The 14,411-nt window shown below is 65.9% G+C and carries 21 protein-coding genes; 13 read left to right on the forward strand and 8 right to left on the reverse strand.

Annotated features, from left to right (window positions below):
* Window positions 1–954: a threonine ammonia-lyase gene (locus MUB46_RS03505; RefSeq protein WP_261614494.1), complete on the forward strand. Its 954-nt coding sequence runs from the start codon at window positions 1–3 to the stop codon at window positions 952–954.
* A gap of 93 nt (window positions 955–1,047) precedes the next feature.
* Here MUB46_RS03505 and MUB46_RS03510 read toward each other — a convergent pair whose 3' ends face one another.
* Window positions 1,048–1,350 carry a ribbon-helix-helix domain-containing protein gene (locus MUB46_RS03510; protein ID WP_261614495.1) on the reverse strand — a complete coding sequence of 101 codons (303 nt, stop codon included), beginning with the start codon at window positions 1,348–1,350 and terminating at the stop codon, window positions 1,048–1,050.
* Window positions 1,351–1,517: 167 nt separating this feature from the next.
* Here MUB46_RS03510 and MUB46_RS03515 point away from each other — a divergent pair, with 167 nt between their 5' ends.
* The 11 genes from MUB46_RS03515 (at window position 1,518) to MUB46_RS03565 (ending at window position 6,690) form a co-directional block, all read left to right on the forward strand.
* Complete coding sequence (locus MUB46_RS03515; protein WP_261614496.1) at window positions 1,518–2,036, forward strand: YeeE/YedE family protein; 519 nt, start codon at window positions 1,518–1,520, stop codon at window positions 2,034–2,036.
* A 60-nt stretch (window positions 2,037–2,096) separates the two neighbouring features.
* Complete coding sequence (locus tag MUB46_RS03520) at window positions 2,097–2,678, forward strand: YeeE/YedE family protein (RefSeq protein WP_261614992.1); 582 nt, start codon at window positions 2,097–2,099, stop codon at window positions 2,676–2,678.
* Window positions 2,679–2,710: 32 nt separating this feature from the next.
* Window positions 2,711–3,019: a sulfurtransferase TusA family protein gene (locus MUB46_RS03525; RefSeq protein WP_261614497.1), complete on the forward strand. Its 309-nt coding sequence runs from the start codon at window positions 2,711–2,713 to the stop codon at window positions 3,017–3,019.
* Window positions 3,020–3,023: 4 nt separating this feature from the next.
* Complete coding sequence (locus MUB46_RS03530; RefSeq protein WP_261614498.1) at window positions 3,024–3,233, forward strand: hypothetical protein; 210 nt, start codon at window positions 3,024–3,026, stop codon at window positions 3,231–3,233.
* Window positions 3,234–3,345: 112 nt separating this feature from the next.
* Window positions 3,346–3,618 carry a hypothetical protein gene (locus MUB46_RS03535; RefSeq protein ID WP_261614499.1) on the forward strand — a complete coding sequence of 91 codons (273 nt, stop codon included), beginning with the start codon at window positions 3,346–3,348 and terminating at the stop codon, window positions 3,616–3,618.
* A 1-nt stretch (window position 3,619) separates the two neighbouring features.
* A complete protein-coding gene (locus MUB46_RS03540; protein WP_261614500.1) occupies window positions 3,620–4,195 on the forward strand; it encodes a hypothetical protein in 576 nt (191 codons plus the stop codon).
* 23 nt (window positions 4,196–4,218) lie between these two features.
* Window positions 4,219–4,509 (forward strand): hypothetical protein, encoded by a 291-nt coding sequence (locus tag MUB46_RS03545; protein WP_261614501.1) that lies wholly within the window; start codon window positions 4,219–4,221, stop codon window positions 4,507–4,509.
* A gap of 10 nt (window positions 4,510–4,519) precedes the next feature.
* The gene (locus MUB46_RS03550) at window positions 4,520–4,798 is read left to right on the forward strand and encodes a hypothetical protein (protein WP_261614502.1); all 279 of its coding nucleotides are present in this window, start codon (window positions 4,520–4,522) and stop codon (window positions 4,796–4,798) included.
* 10 nt (window positions 4,799–4,808) lie between these two features.
* Window positions 4,809–4,997: a hypothetical protein gene (locus tag MUB46_RS03555; RefSeq protein ID WP_261614503.1), complete on the forward strand. Its 189-nt coding sequence runs from the start codon at window positions 4,809–4,811 to the stop codon at window positions 4,995–4,997.
* A 93-nt stretch (window positions 4,998–5,090) separates the two neighbouring features.
* The gene (locus MUB46_RS03560) at window positions 5,091–6,008 is read left to right on the forward strand and encodes a sulfurtransferase (RefSeq protein ID WP_261614504.1); all 918 of its coding nucleotides are present in this window, start codon (window positions 5,091–5,093) and stop codon (window positions 6,006–6,008) included.
* A 49-nt stretch (window positions 6,009–6,057) separates the two neighbouring features.
* Complete coding sequence (locus MUB46_RS03565) at window positions 6,058–6,690, forward strand: c-type cytochrome (protein WP_261614505.1); 633 nt, start codon at window positions 6,058–6,060, stop codon at window positions 6,688–6,690.
* 17 nt (window positions 6,691–6,707) lie between these two features.
* Here MUB46_RS03565 and MUB46_RS03570 read toward each other — a convergent pair whose 3' ends face one another.
* Genes MUB46_RS03570 through MUB46_RS03590 form a run of 5 tightly spaced genes read right to left on the reverse strand, consistent with a single transcriptional unit; the run spans window position 6,708 to window position 11,266 of the window.
* Window positions 6,708–7,526 (reverse strand): ABC transporter permease, encoded by an 819-nt coding sequence (locus MUB46_RS03570; protein WP_261614506.1) that lies wholly within the window; start codon window positions 7,524–7,526, stop codon window positions 6,708–6,710.
* Window positions 7,513–8,385 carry an ABC transporter permease gene (locus MUB46_RS03575; protein WP_261614507.1) on the reverse strand — a complete coding sequence of 291 codons (873 nt, stop codon included), beginning with the start codon at window positions 8,383–8,385 and terminating at the stop codon, window positions 7,513–7,515. Before MUB46_RS03575 ends, MUB46_RS03570 begins: the two co-directional genes overlap by 14 nt.
* Window positions 8,382–9,497: an ABC transporter ATP-binding protein gene (locus tag MUB46_RS03580; RefSeq protein WP_261614508.1), complete on the reverse strand. Its 1,116-nt coding sequence runs from the start codon at window positions 9,495–9,497 to the stop codon at window positions 8,382–8,384. The genes MUB46_RS03575 and MUB46_RS03580 overlap by 4 nt, the downstream gene beginning before the upstream one ends.
* Window positions 9,494–10,543 carry an ABC transporter substrate-binding protein gene (locus MUB46_RS03585; protein WP_261614509.1) on the reverse strand — a complete coding sequence of 350 codons (1,050 nt, stop codon included), beginning with the start codon at window positions 10,541–10,543 and terminating at the stop codon, window positions 9,494–9,496. The genes MUB46_RS03580 and MUB46_RS03585 overlap by 4 nt, the downstream gene beginning before the upstream one ends.
* Window positions 10,544–10,594: 51 nt before the next feature.
* Window positions 10,595–11,266, reverse strand: a complete 672-nt coding sequence (locus MUB46_RS03590; RefSeq protein WP_261614510.1) for a cysteine hydrolase family protein — start codon at window positions 11,264–11,266, stop codon at window positions 10,595–10,597.
* A 131-nt stretch (window positions 11,267–11,397) separates the two neighbouring features.
* Between MUB46_RS03590 and MUB46_RS03595 the strand changes: the two genes are divergently transcribed.
* Window positions 11,398–12,321, forward strand: a complete 924-nt coding sequence (locus MUB46_RS03595; protein WP_261614511.1) for a LysR substrate-binding domain-containing protein — start codon at window positions 11,398–11,400, stop codon at window positions 12,319–12,321.
* A gap of 19 nt (window positions 12,322–12,340) precedes the next feature.
* Here MUB46_RS03595 and MUB46_RS03600 read toward each other — a convergent pair whose 3' ends face one another.
* Both MUB46_RS03600 and guaA read right to left on the reverse strand, forming a co-directional pair.
* The gene (locus MUB46_RS03600) at window positions 12,341–12,694 is read right to left on the reverse strand and encodes an ArsC family reductase (protein ID WP_261614512.1); all 354 of its coding nucleotides are present in this window, start codon (window positions 12,692–12,694) and stop codon (window positions 12,341–12,343) included.
* Window positions 12,695–12,736: 42 nt separating this feature from the next.
* Complete coding sequence (gene guaA / locus MUB46_RS03605) at window positions 12,737–14,296, reverse strand: glutamine-hydrolyzing GMP synthase (RefSeq protein ID WP_482194180.1); 1,560 nt, start codon at window positions 14,294–14,296, stop codon at window positions 12,737–12,739.
* Window positions 14,297–14,411 lie beyond the last annotated feature (115 nt).

Consider the following 14,411-nt stretch of genomic DNA (forward strand, 5'->3'; position numbering starts at 1 on the left):
ATGATCACGATCGACGATATCGAAGCCGCCGCCGCGCGCATCGCCGGCCAGGTCCGCCGCACGCCGACCCTTGCCGCGGACTGCCTCAAGGAGCCCTTGCCCGTCGCAGCCGACGTGATCCTGAAGCTGGAGCTGCTGCAGGCCACCGGCTCGTTCAAGGCGCGCGGCGCCACCAACCGGCTGCTGGCCACGGACCCGTCTGTTCTGGCCAAGGGCATCGTCGCAGCGTCCGGCGGCAATCACGGCCTTGCCACGGCGCGGGCGGGCTTTCTCGCCGGCGTGCCGACGACGATCTACCTGCCGGACAACGCGACGCCGGCCAAGATCGAAAAGCTGGAGGCCTGGGGCGCGACGACGCACATCGTCGGCTCGGCCTGGCACGAGGCCAACGCCGCGGCGCTCGACCATGTGGCGCGCACGGGTGCTGCCTATTTCCATCCCTTCGCCGACCCCTTCGTGGTCGCGGGCCAGGGCACCGTGGCGCTCGAAATCCTGGAAGACATCCCCGACGTCGATGTCGTGCTGGTCGCGGTCGGCGGTGGCGGCCTGATCAGCGGTGTCGGACGCGCCATCAAGTCGCGGCGCCCGGCGACCCGCGTCATCGGCGTGGAGGCGGCAGGCTGTCCGCTACTCCTGCGCGCACTCGAAGCCGGCAGCAATATCGGCCTCGATCAGGTGACCACCTCCGTCGCCACGATGGCCTGCGCGAAGACCGAAGACGCGATCTTCGAGACCGTGCGCGACACCGCCGACGGCTTCGTCCTCGTCAGCGACGAGGAGATGCTGCGCGCGGCGCGCTGGCTGTGGTTCGAGATGGGCCTCGCCGCCGACCTCAGCGGCGCGGCGGCAATCGCGGCGCTTCGGGAAGGCCGCGTTGCGCTTGCCGACGGCGAGACCGTCTGCGCCATCGTCTGCGGCGCCGGGCCGGACGCCCTCGCCGCAGGCGAGCCGTAGGCGTTTCGGCCGTCCAGGCACTTCTCCGTCAGCCCCCTGACGGCGATGGCCGCCGCCGGACGCTTCATTGGCGCGGCGGCGATGCCTTCGCCGTCAGGCGTAGATGTTCATGTATTTCATGCAGATGACGCGAAGACAGGACGAGATGTTCTTGTCGTTCGCGACCAGGCACTGGTCGTGGATTCGGGCGATCAGCTGCGGCAGCGAGATTTCCATCCGGTCGGCCATCTCCTCGAGCACGGTCCAGAACACGCGTTCCAGGCGGACCGTGGTGCTGTGGCCATGGATACGGAAACCTCGTTTTTCCGGCAGGAACTCGCTAACCTGATCAATCGAACAGGCGTTGAACATGTGGCCCAGGAAGTCGTCCGGATCGATTTCAACGTAGATCGACATTCCGTCTCGGTCCCGCCCCGCGCATCCGGTACGTGCCGGATCGCACCTGACCCGTGTTCCCCTCGCCGACTGTTGATCCTTACATGTTTGAGGGGTGTTTCCAATAATTACTACCACCGGGCGTCGGCGCCCTCCTAGGCTTCGGAGAGGTGCCGCAAGACCGCAAGATGGCACTGAGGGAGGATGTCTTGGCCAGTGAGTTCTTCAAGAAGACTCTTGATCCGGTAATCGCTCTGGCGGCGATCGCCGTTCTCAATATCTTTCTGTTCCTGATCGTGGGAGCGTGGACGGTCGGTGGCGGCGAGACCATGATGACCGGACTTGCCGCGCAGGCCGTCATCGGCGACGAGCTGCAGCGCCTGCCGTTCTGGACGCTCGTTTTCCCACCCGATCCGACCTACTGGAAGATCTACATCAGCCTCGGAATGCTCTTCGGCGCCTTCGTGGGGGCGATCCTCAGCAAGGAATTCTATATCCGGATACCCCGCCGGCTGTCCGAATGGGTGATGATCACCATCGGCGGCCTGATGATGGGCATCGGCATCCGTCTCGCCTTCGTCTGCAACGTGTCGACCTTCTTCGGCCTGACGCCGGAGATGAACATGGGCGGCTACCTCGCCATCAGCGGCATCATCGCCGGGGCCTGGGTCGGGTCGATGATCTACAAAAAAGTTCTGGAGGGCTGAACCATTACCGCCATCGGGGAATGCATCATCGCTTTCATCTTCGGCTCGATCGTCGGCCTGCTGGTTCAGCGTTCGCGCTTTTGCAACACCGCCGCCCTGCGCGACGCGATCCTTTTCAAGACCTACCGCAATACCAAGGCCTTGCTGGTCGCCATGATGATCCTGACCTTCGGGTTCACGCTGTTCATCACCTTCGGCGAGGGCAAGACGCTGCATTTCGACGTCGGCCTGAACACCTTCGCGGGCCTGTTCATCTTCGGCATCGGGATGGTCCTGGCGGGCGCGTGCACGGTGTCGACCTGGGTCAAGACCGGCGAAGGCAATGTCGGCGCCCTGTGGGCGCTGCTGTTCACCTTCATCGGAATGTTCCTGTTCTCGATGCTCTGGTCGATCAACTACTGGCCGCCCGCACCGGCGTCGATGACGGGCGAACCGAACCTGGAAGCCCTCCAGCTCGGCTTCGCGAACGCCGCGACGCTGCAGGAGAAACTCGGCATACCGGCCGTCGTTTTCGGGCTGGTGCAGATGGGCGTGCTGTTCCTCATCTACCGCGCGATCAGGCGCAAGGAGGACGCGCAGGCGGCGCACCATCGCCAGGTTCAGGAAAGCCGCAAGGTGGTCACCGCGCAAGCCGCGGAATGATGTGAACGAAGAACCCGAGAGGACGACAAGACATGGGCCTGTTCAGCAGAAAGAAGAGCGAAACGACCGGCGCCGCCCCGACGGGTCAGGCGACGCTGAGTGACGGCTCGCGCATTACCATCGCGCAGAGCGTGGATTGCCTGGGCGACAGCTGCCCGCGCCCGCAGCTGATGACCAAAAAGGCGATCGGCCAGGTCGGCTCGGGCGATGTCATCGAGATCGTTCTCGACAACCCCTCCTCGGTCGAGGCACTGCCACCGATGTGCGACGAACTCAACGCCGCCCATCTGGAGACGATCCAGGAACCACGCTGCTGGAAAGTCTACATCCGGAAGGACTGAGCGAATGACGCCCGCAAAGCTCTTCATGCATCTCTATGTGGTTGCCTCGCTGGTCGTGGTCGTGGGGGGGCTTGGGTGGATGTACGTCTCACCGCCGCCCAGCATGTTCCTGGACCGCGACGGCGTGGCCCACTTCACGCCGGAGGTGGAACACCCCGTCACCGGCGAAGGCGTCAGCGTGAACAAGCTCATCAAGCACTACCGCGGCGACTGAGGACGGATCATGGACTTCGAAACGACGGCCCAGCTGGTTTTGGCGATCGCGGCGTTCGCTGTGCTTTACGTGGGTTTCCTCAAGGACTCACTGTGAGAAACGGAGGCGGGAAATGGATCGCTCGAGCCTAATTTTCTGTACGGGAAGCCTCGTCGCCTGCCTCGGAGCGGCGTGGCTGTTCTTCCCGCTTGCCGCCCTCGATCCCGAGACGGTCGCGATGGCGCAGACACCGCAGCCCGCCGAGACGCTGCCGATGATCGACGTGGGTCAGGGCTTCGGCGAACTGCCGGCCGTCGAGCTCATCGGCTACTACGTGGAAAATCCCCCTGCCCCGCCCGCGGCCGGCGCCGCGCCGGAACCGGTCATCAGGTTCGGAGGGTGCTGAGTTGGGCAGGCGGAAAAACCGGGCTATCGGACCAGGCGCGCTGGCGCTGGCGATGGGCACGGCTTTTCCGCTCGCCGCACAGCCGATTGAAATTACGGACGTCGTCGCCACGGATGCCCGGGTGATCGACATCCGCGCCGAGGACGACTGCCTGGCGACTTCCCTGCCCGGCGCCCGGTGCCTGCCGGCCCCGTGGCTGCTCGACGGCGGAGACGGTGCACCGATCGGATTTCATGCGCTGCGCTGGCTGCTCGGCACCGTCGGCCTGACCGGACGGGAACCGCTCGTGGTATACGCCGGGCCGGAGGGCGCGTCGGACGATGCGCTGGCGGTGGCCGCGCTCGCCTATCTCGCGGGGCAAGACACCGTATCCGTCCACGACGGCGCGGCGGTCGTAACCGGTCCGGGTGGCGAGGGCCGGAGTTTCAGCCGGGAGGCGGTCTACACCGCGCCGATGCGCATCGGGTCGATGGCCGTGTCGGACGACGCCGCGCCGGACGATGCCGGATCCTTGCGCAGCCGCCTGATCGAATTCACCCGCGATGGCGCCGCCGTCGCCTTTGCGCCGCAACACTGAAGATGGAGCCGACCGGACCGACCATGGACGTTCTGTTGCATATCACGACCGCCGACGCCGCACCGATCGCCGCCGGGCTTGGCCGCGCTCTGACGTCGCAGGAGGCGAGCTGGAGTTGCTTCCTTACCAATGACGGCGTGAAAGCGCTGGACAATGCGGACTTCGCTGCGGCCAGCGCAGGCGCGGCACGCGTCGTCGTCTGCGAGCATTCGTGGGAACACCATATGGACAGCCGCGCCTGCCCGGCGGAACAGGGCAGCCAGACCGTGAATTCGGCGCTGGTGGCGGAAGCGGCGCGCATCGTGAGCCTCTAGGGAGACTATCGTGGAGCCGAAGAAAATTCTCGTACTGGGCCGACGCGATCATACCGAGGCGATGCGCGTGGCCGCTGGGCTGACCATTTTCGGCCATGACGTGCGGTTGGTGTTCATGACCGGACCGGTCGAAGAGACCGAGGCAAATGCCGAGCAGACCGAACTTCTGGAACTGGCCGAGATTGTGCCCGAGACGACCGTGGCGGCGATGGGTGACGACCTCGCCCTGCTCGATGCCGCGGCCCTGGGCAGCGCCATCGCCACGGCCGACCGTGTCGTGAATCTATAGGGGCCGCGCGATGAAGATCCTCGAATTGCAGACAGGCCTGTTTCCAGACGCGGCGCTGGTCGCGCAGGCCGTGGAGACTTTGCATGCCGGAAACGCCGTCGAGAAGGCAGACGTCACACGCCTGTCTCGCGACGACGAACACGGCTGGGCGGAGGTGGCACGTGCCATCCTGGCCGCTGACCTCGTCGTCACGCTTTGACGCGATGGCCGGGCGGCTGAATGAGAAAGGGAGGACCTGAAAATGACCGGACTTGCTAGCACTGCGAGAGCCATTGCGGCTTCGATTGCGCTCATGGCCGCAACCATCCTGGCGGTGACCACCCTGGTGGCTGCGCCCGCCACGGCGGCCGAGCCTCTGGTGGACGTGGACTGGGTCAAGGCCAATACCGGACAATCCGGCGTCGTGTTCGTCGATGCCCGGGGCCAGACAGACTTCCTGCGCGGGCACATCCCCGGCGCGGTGAATACCGACTACGCGAAGGACGGCTGGCGCGTGAAGAAAGGCGACGTGCCCGGCGTGTTCCCCGACGATCCCGCGCAACTCGCGGCGCTGATCGGCAGCCTCGGCATCGACAATTCCACCCATGTCGTGCTCGTCGCGCCGGGTGGGACGTCGTCCGACATGGGTATGGCCACGCGCATGTACTGGACCTTCAAGGTCCTGGGCCACGACAACGTGTCGATCCTGAACGGCGGCATGAACGCCTATCTCGCCGAGCTGGATGCCAACAAGAACCCGGCCAATCCGCTCGAGAAGGGGGCGGCCAAGGCCGAGCCCAAGACCTTCAACATGGCCCTGAGACAGGACATGCTGCTGGACGACAACGCGGTCAAGGCGGCGCTGGATGCCGGCACGCTGATGGTCGACAACCGGACCAACGACCAGTACCTGGGCGTGAACCGCCACGGCGCGTCCAAGGCCTCCGGTACGATCCCCGGCGCCGTCAACCTGCCGCAGAGCTGGATGACCGAGAACGGCGGCGGCACGTTCCGCGATGCCAAGACGCTCGCCTCGCTCTACGAGGCGGCCGGCGTGCCCACGACGGGCAAGCAGGTCAGCTTCTGCAACACCGGCCACTGGGCGTCGATCGGCTGGTTCGTGTCGTCCGAGATCCTCGGCAACAAGGACGTGCAGATGTATGACGGCTCGATGGTGTCCTGGACGAACGCCGGCATGCCCACGGAGCAGAAGATCTCCACGGGGCAATGACATACCAGGTGGCATAATGGCGCCCAGGCGCCGCACTATCGGACCTGCGATGGCCGCAACGCCGAGGGGCGTTGCGGCCATCGTCGCGCTCGTTCTGGGGCTTGCGACCGCAGGTGCCGGTCATGCCGGGGACGATGCGCGTGTCCTGGCGAGCGAGCTTCGCATCGCGTTGGGCGACGTCGACCGCCTGGCGGAAGCCGACCTCCCCGCGGCGCACAAGATCGGGCTGGCCGAGCGGCTTGCCGGTTCCCTGGGGCTCCTGCCCTGGCTCCTGCAAAGGGCCGGAGACGCGGACGGGGCACGGGCTCTGAGCGAATACCAGGTGACAAACCTGGAGCCCGCCAACACCGAACCGCTCGCGGCACTGCTGGCGACGCTCTCGGATCGCCATCCGCTCGACCTGGCCGGGACCGCAGCGCCCGCGGTCACGGCGACCGCCATGCGCGAGGCCCGGGTGATCCACCAGACCTACTGCGCCGGCTGCCATGACGGAGCGGAAAACGGCGATCCCGACCTCACGCTTCCGGCCCGCGACCTCTTTTTCATGGCCCGGACGGAACGGCCCGACATCTTCGTCGCCCGCATTTTCAACGGCGTCAAGGGAGACGAGACGATCGGTTTTCGGAACCCGTTGACCGACGAACAGCTCGCCGCCCTCCGAGCGTTCTATTCCGACGATTGACCGGTCCCCGCCCCCACTCAGTCCCGTGACAGCAGCCGCAGGCCGAGGAAGGCGACGAGGATCGACAGGGCGATCGTCAAGGTGGCGATGGCGTTGATCACCGGGTTCACGCCCTCGCGCAGCATCGACCAGATATGCATCGGCAAGGTGTTCTCGCTGCCCGTCAGGAAGAACGTCACCGGGATCTCGTCGAAGGACAGCACGAACACCAGCAACGCGCTGCCGAGAAGCGCCGACTTGAGGTTCGGCAGCGTCACCCGCCAGAAGGTGGTCGCCGGGCCGGCGCCCAGATCGAGGCTCGCCTCCTCTATGCTGCGGTCGAAACGGCGCAGCCGCGCGTAGACCTGGGTGACGACGATCGGCAGGCACCACACCGAATGCCCGATGGCGACGGTGAAGAGGGAAAGCCGCGTATCGAAGCGGCTCAACAGCAGCAAGAGCGCCAGCCCCGTGACGATGCCCGGCACCACCAGAGGCAGCAGAATCCCGTGCTCCAGCAGGCGTTTGCCGGGAAAATTCACGCGGTCCAGGCCGAAGGCCAGCGGCACGCCCAGGATCAGCGTCAGTGGCACCACCGTGCCGGCGACGATCAGGCTGTTGCCGACCGAGCGCCACAGGTCGCTATCGGCAAACAGCGCCCGGTACCAGGCGAGGCCGACGCTGTCGATCGGGAAGACGAGCAGTGGCGAGTCGGAAAAGGAGAACACCACCAGTACCGCGATGGGCAGGTAGAGAAAGGCAAATGCCGCGACAGCCGTGACCAACAGACCACGGCGGACCGGGCGGGTCAGGAGGGGATCGTAACGGGCCTGCATGGCGGTCCTACCGTTTCTCAAGCCGTGCGCCGATGCCCACGATGGCCAGCACGATGACCACCACCACCATCGCCAGCGCGCTGCCGAAGGGCCAGTCGAAGGCGGTGCCGAACTGGCTGATGATGACGTTGGCGATCATGATTTCGTTCGGCCCGCCCAGCAGAGACGGCGCGACGAAATCGCCAAAGCTCAGCGCGAAGGTGAAGGTGCCGCCGGCCACCACGCCGGGCAGGCTGAGCGGCAAGATCACGCGCCGGAACGTGGTGAAGGGCCGCGCACCAAGGTCCAGGCTCGCCTCTATCTGGTCGCGCGACAGCTTCTCCAGCGACGCATAGATCGGCAGGGTCACGAAGGGCACGAAGATGTAGACCAGCGTCAGCACGACGCTGAACTGATTGTACAGGAACAGGTCCAGCGGCCCGTCGGTCAGCCCCAGCGAGGTCAGCGTGCTGTTCACCAGACCGGAGCGGCCGAGGATGATCTTCCAGGTGTATGCCCGCAGCAGGAAGCTGGTGAGCAGCGGGATCACCACGAGAAAATAGAGCATCTGCCGGTGACGGCGGGCCACGAAGGCGAGAAAGAACGCCAGCGGATAGCCGATCGCCAACGCGAACAGCGTGACCAGGAGCGCGGTTGAGAACGAGTTCCACAGCACCTGCCGGTAAAGTGGGTTCTCGACGATCCGGGCGTAGTTGTCGCCCGTCAGCGTGCGCGAGATGACATAGCCGTCCACCTGCCAGACGCTGTGCAGCAGGATCTCGCCATAGGGAATGACCAGGAAGACCAGCAGGTAGAGCAGCGGCGGGCCGACCAGGAGCCATCCACCCGGGATCCGCCAGCCGCGCGCCGCGCCGGCGTCCTGAACCGTGGCGCCGCTCATCGTGCGGGCGTTTCGGGAAAGACGAGAAGCGCGTCGGGAGCGAGCTCGAGGCGCATCTGTGTGCCCTCGTCCAGCGGACCGGGCCAGGCTGCAAGGGCTTCGGGACTGACCTCGGCCGTCAGCGTATCGCCGCCGGGCAGGCGCAGGATCAGGCGATTGGCGGTGCCGACATAGGCGATCTCGCTGAGGCGCGCCTCGACGACGTTGGTTTCCGCGCCGTTGGTGGCGAGCCGTATCTTCTCCGGACGTATGGCGACAAGGCCCGCGTCCGCGGGCGTCGCCCCCTCGGGCAGTCGCAGTCGCGTGCCGTCGGACAGCACGACGCCGCCCGGCACGGTGTCGGCGATGGGCAGGAAGTTCTCCGTGCCGACGAATTCGGCCACGAACCGTTCGCAGGGACGCTCGAAGATGTCCGCCGGCGTGCCGATCTGGCGGATCTTGCCGGCATTCATGACCGCGATCCGGTCGCTCATCACCAGCGCTTCTTCCTGGTCGTGCGTGACGTAGACGAAGGTGATGCCCAGGCCGGTCTGGATCCGCTTCAGCTCGAGCTGCATCTCGCGCCGCAACTTGGCGTCGAGCGCGCCCAGCGGCTCGTCCAGAAGCAGGACCCGCGGCTCGTTAACCAGCGCCCGCGCCAGCGCCACCCGCTGCCTCTGCCCGCCGGAAAGGTTGTCGGGCCTGGCCGCGGCCTTGTCCAGCAGGCCGACGCGCTCGAGCATCTCGGAGGTCCGCTGGACGATTTCCGCCTTGGGAAGCTTTTTTAGGGTCAGGCCGTAGGCGACGTTGGCCTCGACCGTCATGTGCGGGAACAGTGCGTAGCTCTGGAAGACGGTGTTGACCGGGCGGCGATAGGGCGGACGCTCGTTCATCCGCGCGCCGTCGACGGTGATCGTGCCGCTGTCGACGGCCTCGAAGCCGCTGATCATGCGCAGCGTGGTCGTCTTGCCGCAGCCGCTCGAGCCGAGCAGCGTCAGGAATTCGCCTGCCCGGATGTCGAGAGAGACATCGGAGACGGCAACGAACGACTCGAACGACTTGCTGACACGATCGAGCCTGACGGCGCCGCCCCGGGGGGCGGCGCCTTCATTCTTGGAAAATGCTGGGGTCATTGGCGCGCGGCTTTGACCTCGTTCCAGACTTCCAGATAGCGGCCACGGCGGGGAATGTCCTGCCAGAACTCGATGCGCTCCAGAAGGTCCGGCCCCTCGTCCATGTAGAGCTGTTCCCAGACGGCTTCGTCCATGAACTCGCGGGATTCCGGGTTGGTCACGGTGTAGCCCGTGGCCTCGGCGATCTGGCCCTGCGTCTTCGGCGCTATCAGGTGGTCGATGAAGGCGTGCGCCTCGGCGGCGCAATCGCTGCCTTTCACGACGAAGTTGGAGTCGAGCCAGCCGACCGGGTTCTCCGGCACGAACTCGCGCACGTTCACGCCCTGCTCGCGCAGCGCCTGGGTGATGTAGTTCCAGGAATTGCTGGCCACGATCTCGCCGCTCGCGAAGAGCTCGATCGCCTCGCCGGCCTGGCTCCAATAGGTGCGCACCAGCGATTTCTGCTCGATCATCTTCTTCTTGACCTCTTCGAGCTGCTCGTCCGTCAGGGTCCAGAGATTGTCGTAGCCGAGATAGCTGGCGACGTCGGCAATGGTGGTCACGTCTTCCCACATGCCGATGCGGCCGGCGTATTCGGGATCGAAGAGAATGCCGAAATCCTCGCCCTCGGGGATCACATCGGCGTTCACGGTCACCGGCGTGGTGCCCCAGAAGGTCGGCACGCCATAGAGCTCGCCGTCCTTGTGGATGAATTCCAGATCGCGGAAGCCCGCGAAGATCTGCTCGATATGCGGCAATTGTGCGACGTCGAGCGGCTCGACGAAGCCGGCGCCGATGGCGCGCTCGGCCAGGGAGCTGACGATGGTGACGACGTCATAGTCCCCGCCCCCCGCAGCCAGCTTGGCCATGTACTCGTCGTTGGAGCCGACATAGGTGCGCTTGACGGTAATGCCGGTCTCTTCCTCGAACGGCTTGACCCAGGCGTCGTCGACATAGCCTTCCCAGGTCAGCATGCCGATTTCGGTGCATTGGGCGAAGGCGCCACCGGTGGTGGCCAGGGTGATGCCGAGAAGTACGGCGGAAGTGGTCAGCAGACGTGTTTTCATTGGCGATCTCCGCTTTTTGTTAGGGGTTCTTATGGGTCTTGGGGAGCGGGCTCAGCCGCCGAGCTGGGCGTACAGGCTGTCGACGGTCTCGGCGGTATAGTGCATCGCGTGGGGCTCGGAGAACGTCCAGCCACGGTATGGCTGGCCTGCCATCGCCTTGACCGCCTCGTCGGCGAGAAGGATCTGCCCGCCGTAGAGCCAGTTCGCCATGTCCAGCATCGCCACCTTGTGGGCGAACGTGTTGAACGATCCGCAGGCGTCCAGAACCAGCGTCACCCGGTAGTCGCGCCAGATCGCGTCCCAGACCGTCGTCTCCAAGCACGCCTCGGTCCAGCAGCCCAGGACGATCAGGTGCTCCGCGTCCACCTGGCTCAGCAGCAGGTCCAGCTTGGTGCCATAGAAGGCCGAGAAACGCTGCTTGTCGAAGACGACGTCTCCGGGCTGCGGGCGCACTTCGTCGCAGATGCCGACCTCGGGGCTGTCGCTGCGGCTGGCGAGCGGCCGGCCCTCGGCATCGCGGGGCTCGTGCTTCTGGGCGTCGTGGCCCGCGGGATCGAGGGCATGGCGGCTGTAGATCACCGGAATGCCGGCGGCGCGGGCGGCCTCGATGGTCTTCGCAGCATTGGCGAGGATCGACTCGTATCCAGCCACCTGCCAGACGCCACCGGCGGCGTTCTCGCCCTGTAGATCCACCGCCACGAGGGCGCTTCGGTTTGCTTTCATTTCGTCGGGAAATCCCATCTTCGTTCGCTGAAACGCTCGGACTTGACTCGCGGCCGGAGGCTTGCATGTCGCCATGGTGATGAAAACTTGAAAAAACCTCATAGATTCATTAGTCAGCGGTTATGAGTCTGGTGAACGACCTTCCCCCGCTGCAGTGGCTGGTGGCGTTCCAGCGGGTGGCCGAGCACCTCAGCTTCACGCGGGCGGCGGCCGAGCTGAACGTGACGCAACCGGCGATGAGCCATAAGATCCGCCAGCTCGAGGCGCATCTGGGGGTGAAGCTGTTCCTGCGCGCCGGCCGGGGCATCGCCCTGAGCCGGGAAGGCGAGATCTTCCTCAGCGCGGTCGAGGACGGGCTGGTGCGGATCGCCGGCGCGTCGACGATGCTGAGCCAGCCGATGCCGCACGTGACGATCCGGACGGACGCGGAGTTCGCCAGCTTCTGGCTGCTGCCGATTATCGCCCAGTTCAACGCGCGGCATCCGCGCATCGTCACCTCGATCGTCTCCGACCAGGGCGGGACGGTGCCCGATCCATCCAGTCCCGACCTGGACATCACCTTCGGCGACGGCAACTGGCCCGGCGCGACAAGCCACCGGCTGTTCTACGAGGAAGTTTTCCCCGTCTGCAGCCCGTCCTATCTCGAGGGGTGCGGCCGGATCGGGAGCCTCGAGGCCCTCGCCCGGCAGACCCTGCTGGGCTGGCACACGTCCCGCTGGGATTTCATGGATTGGGGGGAATGGTTCGAACGCCGGGGCGCGCGCCATATCGATTCAGCCTCACGGCTGATCTTCGACAACTACCACGTCGCGATGCAGGCCGCCGTCAACGGCCAGGGCATCGCCCTGGCCTGGCGCTACTGCCTCGGGGATTTGCTGGAAAAGAAGCTTCTCGTCAGGCCCGTGCCCGACACGGTGATCACGCCGCGGGGCCAGTTCCTCATCGAGTCGCAGACGTCCGAGATCCCGCAGGTGCTGCAACGGCTGATGCAATGGATCATCGACAAGTCGCGCGACACACTGGACGAGCAGCAAAGGATGCTCGACAGGCACTGACGCGGGCGGCGGAGATCCCTTATCCGGCGTCGAACAGGGCGGCGTAGCGCTCGGGCTTGAAGCCGATCTCGACCGTTTCGCCGGCCTCCAGCACAGGGCGCTTGATCATCGAGGGCTGATCGAGCATCAGCGCGACGGCCCTGGCCTCGTCCAGCCCGGCCTTGGCGTCGTCGGGCAGCTTGCGGAAAGTGGTGCCGGCCTTGTTCAGGACCTTTTCCCAGCCGGCCGCCGCGCACCAGCGCCGCAGCGCCTCGGGCGTGACGCCCTCCTTCTTGTAGTCGTGAAAGGCATAGGCGACGCCGTGGCCATCAAGCCAGGCGAAGGCCTTCTTCATCGTGTCGCAGTTGCGGATGCCGTAGATCGTCACGGACATGAATTGCTCCGGTGGTTTCAACGCGGGCCCGCTGTACGCCCCCTACTCCCACTCGATCGTCCCGGGCGGCTTGGACGTCACGTCGTAGACGACGCGGTTGATGCCCTTGACCTCGTTGATGATGCGCGTCGCCGTGGCGGCCAGGAAGTCCATGTCGTAGTGGTAGAAGTCCGCCGTCATCCCGTCGACGGAGGTGACGGCCCTGAGCGCGCAGACGGAGTCGTAGGTGCGCCCGTCGCCCATGACGCCGACGGTCTGGACCGGCAACAGCACGGCAAAGGCCTGCCAGATGGCGTCGTAGAGGCCGGCCTTGCGGATCTCATCGAGATAAATCGCGTCGGCCTTCCTGAGGATCTCCAGCTTCTCGCGGCTGATGCCGCCGGGGCAGCGGATCGCCAGACCGGGGCCCGGGAACGGATGGCGGCCGACAAAGGCCTCCGGCAGGCCGAGCTCCCGGCCGAGCGCCCTCACCTCGTCCTTGAACAGTTCCCGCAGCGGCTCGACGAGCTTGAGGTTCATCCGCTCGGGCAGGCCGCCGACGTTGTGGTGCGACTTGATGGTGACCGAGGGGCCGCCCGTGAAGGAAACCGACTCGATCACGTCGGGATAGAGCGTGCCCTGCGCCAGGAAGGCCGCGCCGCCGATCTTCTCGGCCTCGGCCTCGAAGACATCGATGAACAGGGAGCCGATGATCTTGCGCTTCCGCTCGGGGTCGGTGACGCCCTCGAGCGCGGAAATGAAGGTCTCGGACGCGTCGACATCGACCAGCGGGATGTTGTAGTGGCCGCGGAACATGTCGACGACGTCCCTGGCCTCGTTCATGCGCATGAGGCCGTGATCGACCAGAATGCAGGTGAGCTGGTCGCCGATCGCCTCGTGGATGAGCACGGCGGCGACGGCGGAATCGACGCCGCCCGACAGGGCGCAGATCACCTTCTCGGAGCCGACCTGTTCGCGAATGCGCGCGATCGCCTCGTCGCGGAACGCGGCCATGGTCCAGTCCGGCCGGCAGCCGCAGATGTCGACGACGAAATGCCTCAGCAGCTTCGCCCCGTCCGGGGTGTGGTAGACCTCGGGGTGGAACATGGTGGTGTAGATGCGCCGGGCCTCGTCGGTGGCGACGGCGAACGGGGCGTTCGGCGACGTCGCGCGCACGGCGAAGCCCTCGGGCAGCCGGGTCACGCGGTCCCCGTGGCTCATCCAGACCTGATGGCGCTCGCCGACCGACCAGATGCCTTCGTAGAGGGCGGAGGGCTCGTGAATTTCGACGAAGGCGCGGCCGAATTCGGCGGCGTGGCCGCCCTCGACCGTTCCCCCGAGCTGCTGGGCCGTCGTCTGCTGGCCGTAGCAGATGCCGAGAACGGGCAGGCCCGCCTCGAACACGGCCATCGGCGCGGACGGCGCGTTCTCGTCGAGCACGGAGGCCGGTCCGCCGGACAGGATCACGCCCTTGGGCCGAAGCCGCGTGAAGGCTTCTTCCGCTTTCTGGAAGGGGTGGATTTCGCAGTAGACGCCGGCCTCGCGGACCCGGCGCGCGATGAGCTGGGTGACCTGGCTGCCGAAGTCGACGATGAGTACGCGATCGTGGGTGGGTTCCGTCATAGCGAGCATTTATGCGCAAGCACGAGTCGAGTCCAGTCGGTCCGGCGCGAGAATTGACACGCATGCGCGCGACGGCCGCCCATCGCGGCGGATTGATTTGCACCCGCCGTCTCTC

Origin of the sequence: Microbaculum marinisediminis (assembly GCF_025397915.1) — a bacterium.
GTDB classification, from domain to species: domain Bacteria; phylum Pseudomonadota; class Alphaproteobacteria; order Rhizobiales; family Tepidamorphaceae; genus Microbaculum; species Microbaculum marinisediminis.

Excerpts from the sequence above, each read along its gene's own strand:
- MUB46_RS03525 (WP_261614497.1), top strand. The coding sequence starts at position 2,711 with ATGGGCCTGTTCAGCAGAAAGAAGAGCGAAACGACCGGCGCCGCCCCG.
- MUB46_RS03555 (WP_261614503.1), top strand. The coding sequence starts at position 4,809 with ATGAAGATCCTCGAATTGCAGACAGGCCTGTTTCCAGACGCGGCGCTG.
- MUB46_RS03505 (WP_261614494.1), top strand. The coding sequence starts at position 1 with ATGATCACGATCGACGATATCGAAGCCGCCGCCGCGCGCATCGCCGGC.
- MUB46_RS03585 (WP_261614509.1), bottom strand. The coding sequence starts at position 10,543 with ATGAAAACACGTCTGCTGACCACTTCCGCCGTACTTCTCGGCATCACC.
- MUB46_RS03600 (WP_261614512.1), bottom strand. The coding sequence starts at position 12,694 with ATGTCCGTGACGATCTACGGCATCCGCAACTGCGACACGATGAAGAAG.
- MUB46_RS03535 (WP_261614499.1), top strand. The coding sequence starts at position 3,346 with ATGGATCGCTCGAGCCTAATTTTCTGTACGGGAAGCCTCGTCGCCTGC.
- guaA (WP_482194180.1), bottom strand. The coding sequence starts at position 14,296 with ATGACGGAACCCACCCACGATCGCGTACTCATCGTCGACTTCGGCAGC.
- MUB46_RS03510 (WP_261614495.1), bottom strand. The coding sequence starts at position 1,350 with ATGTCGATCTACGTTGAAATCGATCCGGACGACTTCCTGGGCCACATG.
- MUB46_RS03545 (WP_261614501.1), top strand. The coding sequence starts at position 4,219 with ATGGACGTTCTGTTGCATATCACGACCGCCGACGCCGCACCGATCGCC.
- MUB46_RS03530 (WP_261614498.1), top strand. The coding sequence starts at position 3,024 with ATGACGCCCGCAAAGCTCTTCATGCATCTCTATGTGGTTGCCTCGCTG.
- MUB46_RS03580 (WP_261614508.1), bottom strand. The coding sequence starts at position 9,497 with ATGACCCCAGCATTTTCCAAGAATGAAGGCGCCGCCCCCCGGGGCGGC.
- MUB46_RS03515 (WP_261614496.1), top strand. The coding sequence starts at position 1,518 with ATGGCACTGAGGGAGGATGTCTTGGCCAGTGAGTTCTTCAAGAAGACT.
- MUB46_RS03560 (WP_261614504.1), top strand. The coding sequence starts at position 5,091 with ATGGCCGCAACCATCCTGGCGGTGACCACCCTGGTGGCTGCGCCCGCC.
- MUB46_RS03590 (WP_261614510.1), bottom strand. The coding sequence starts at position 11,266 with ATGAAAGCAAACCGAAGCGCCCTCGTGGCGGTGGATCTACAGGGCGAG.
- MUB46_RS03565 (WP_261614505.1), top strand. The coding sequence starts at position 6,058 with ATGGCCGCAACGCCGAGGGGCGTTGCGGCCATCGTCGCGCTCGTTCTG.
- MUB46_RS03575 (WP_261614507.1), bottom strand. The coding sequence starts at position 8,385 with ATGAGCGGCGCCACGGTTCAGGACGCCGGCGCGGCGCGCGGCTGGCGG.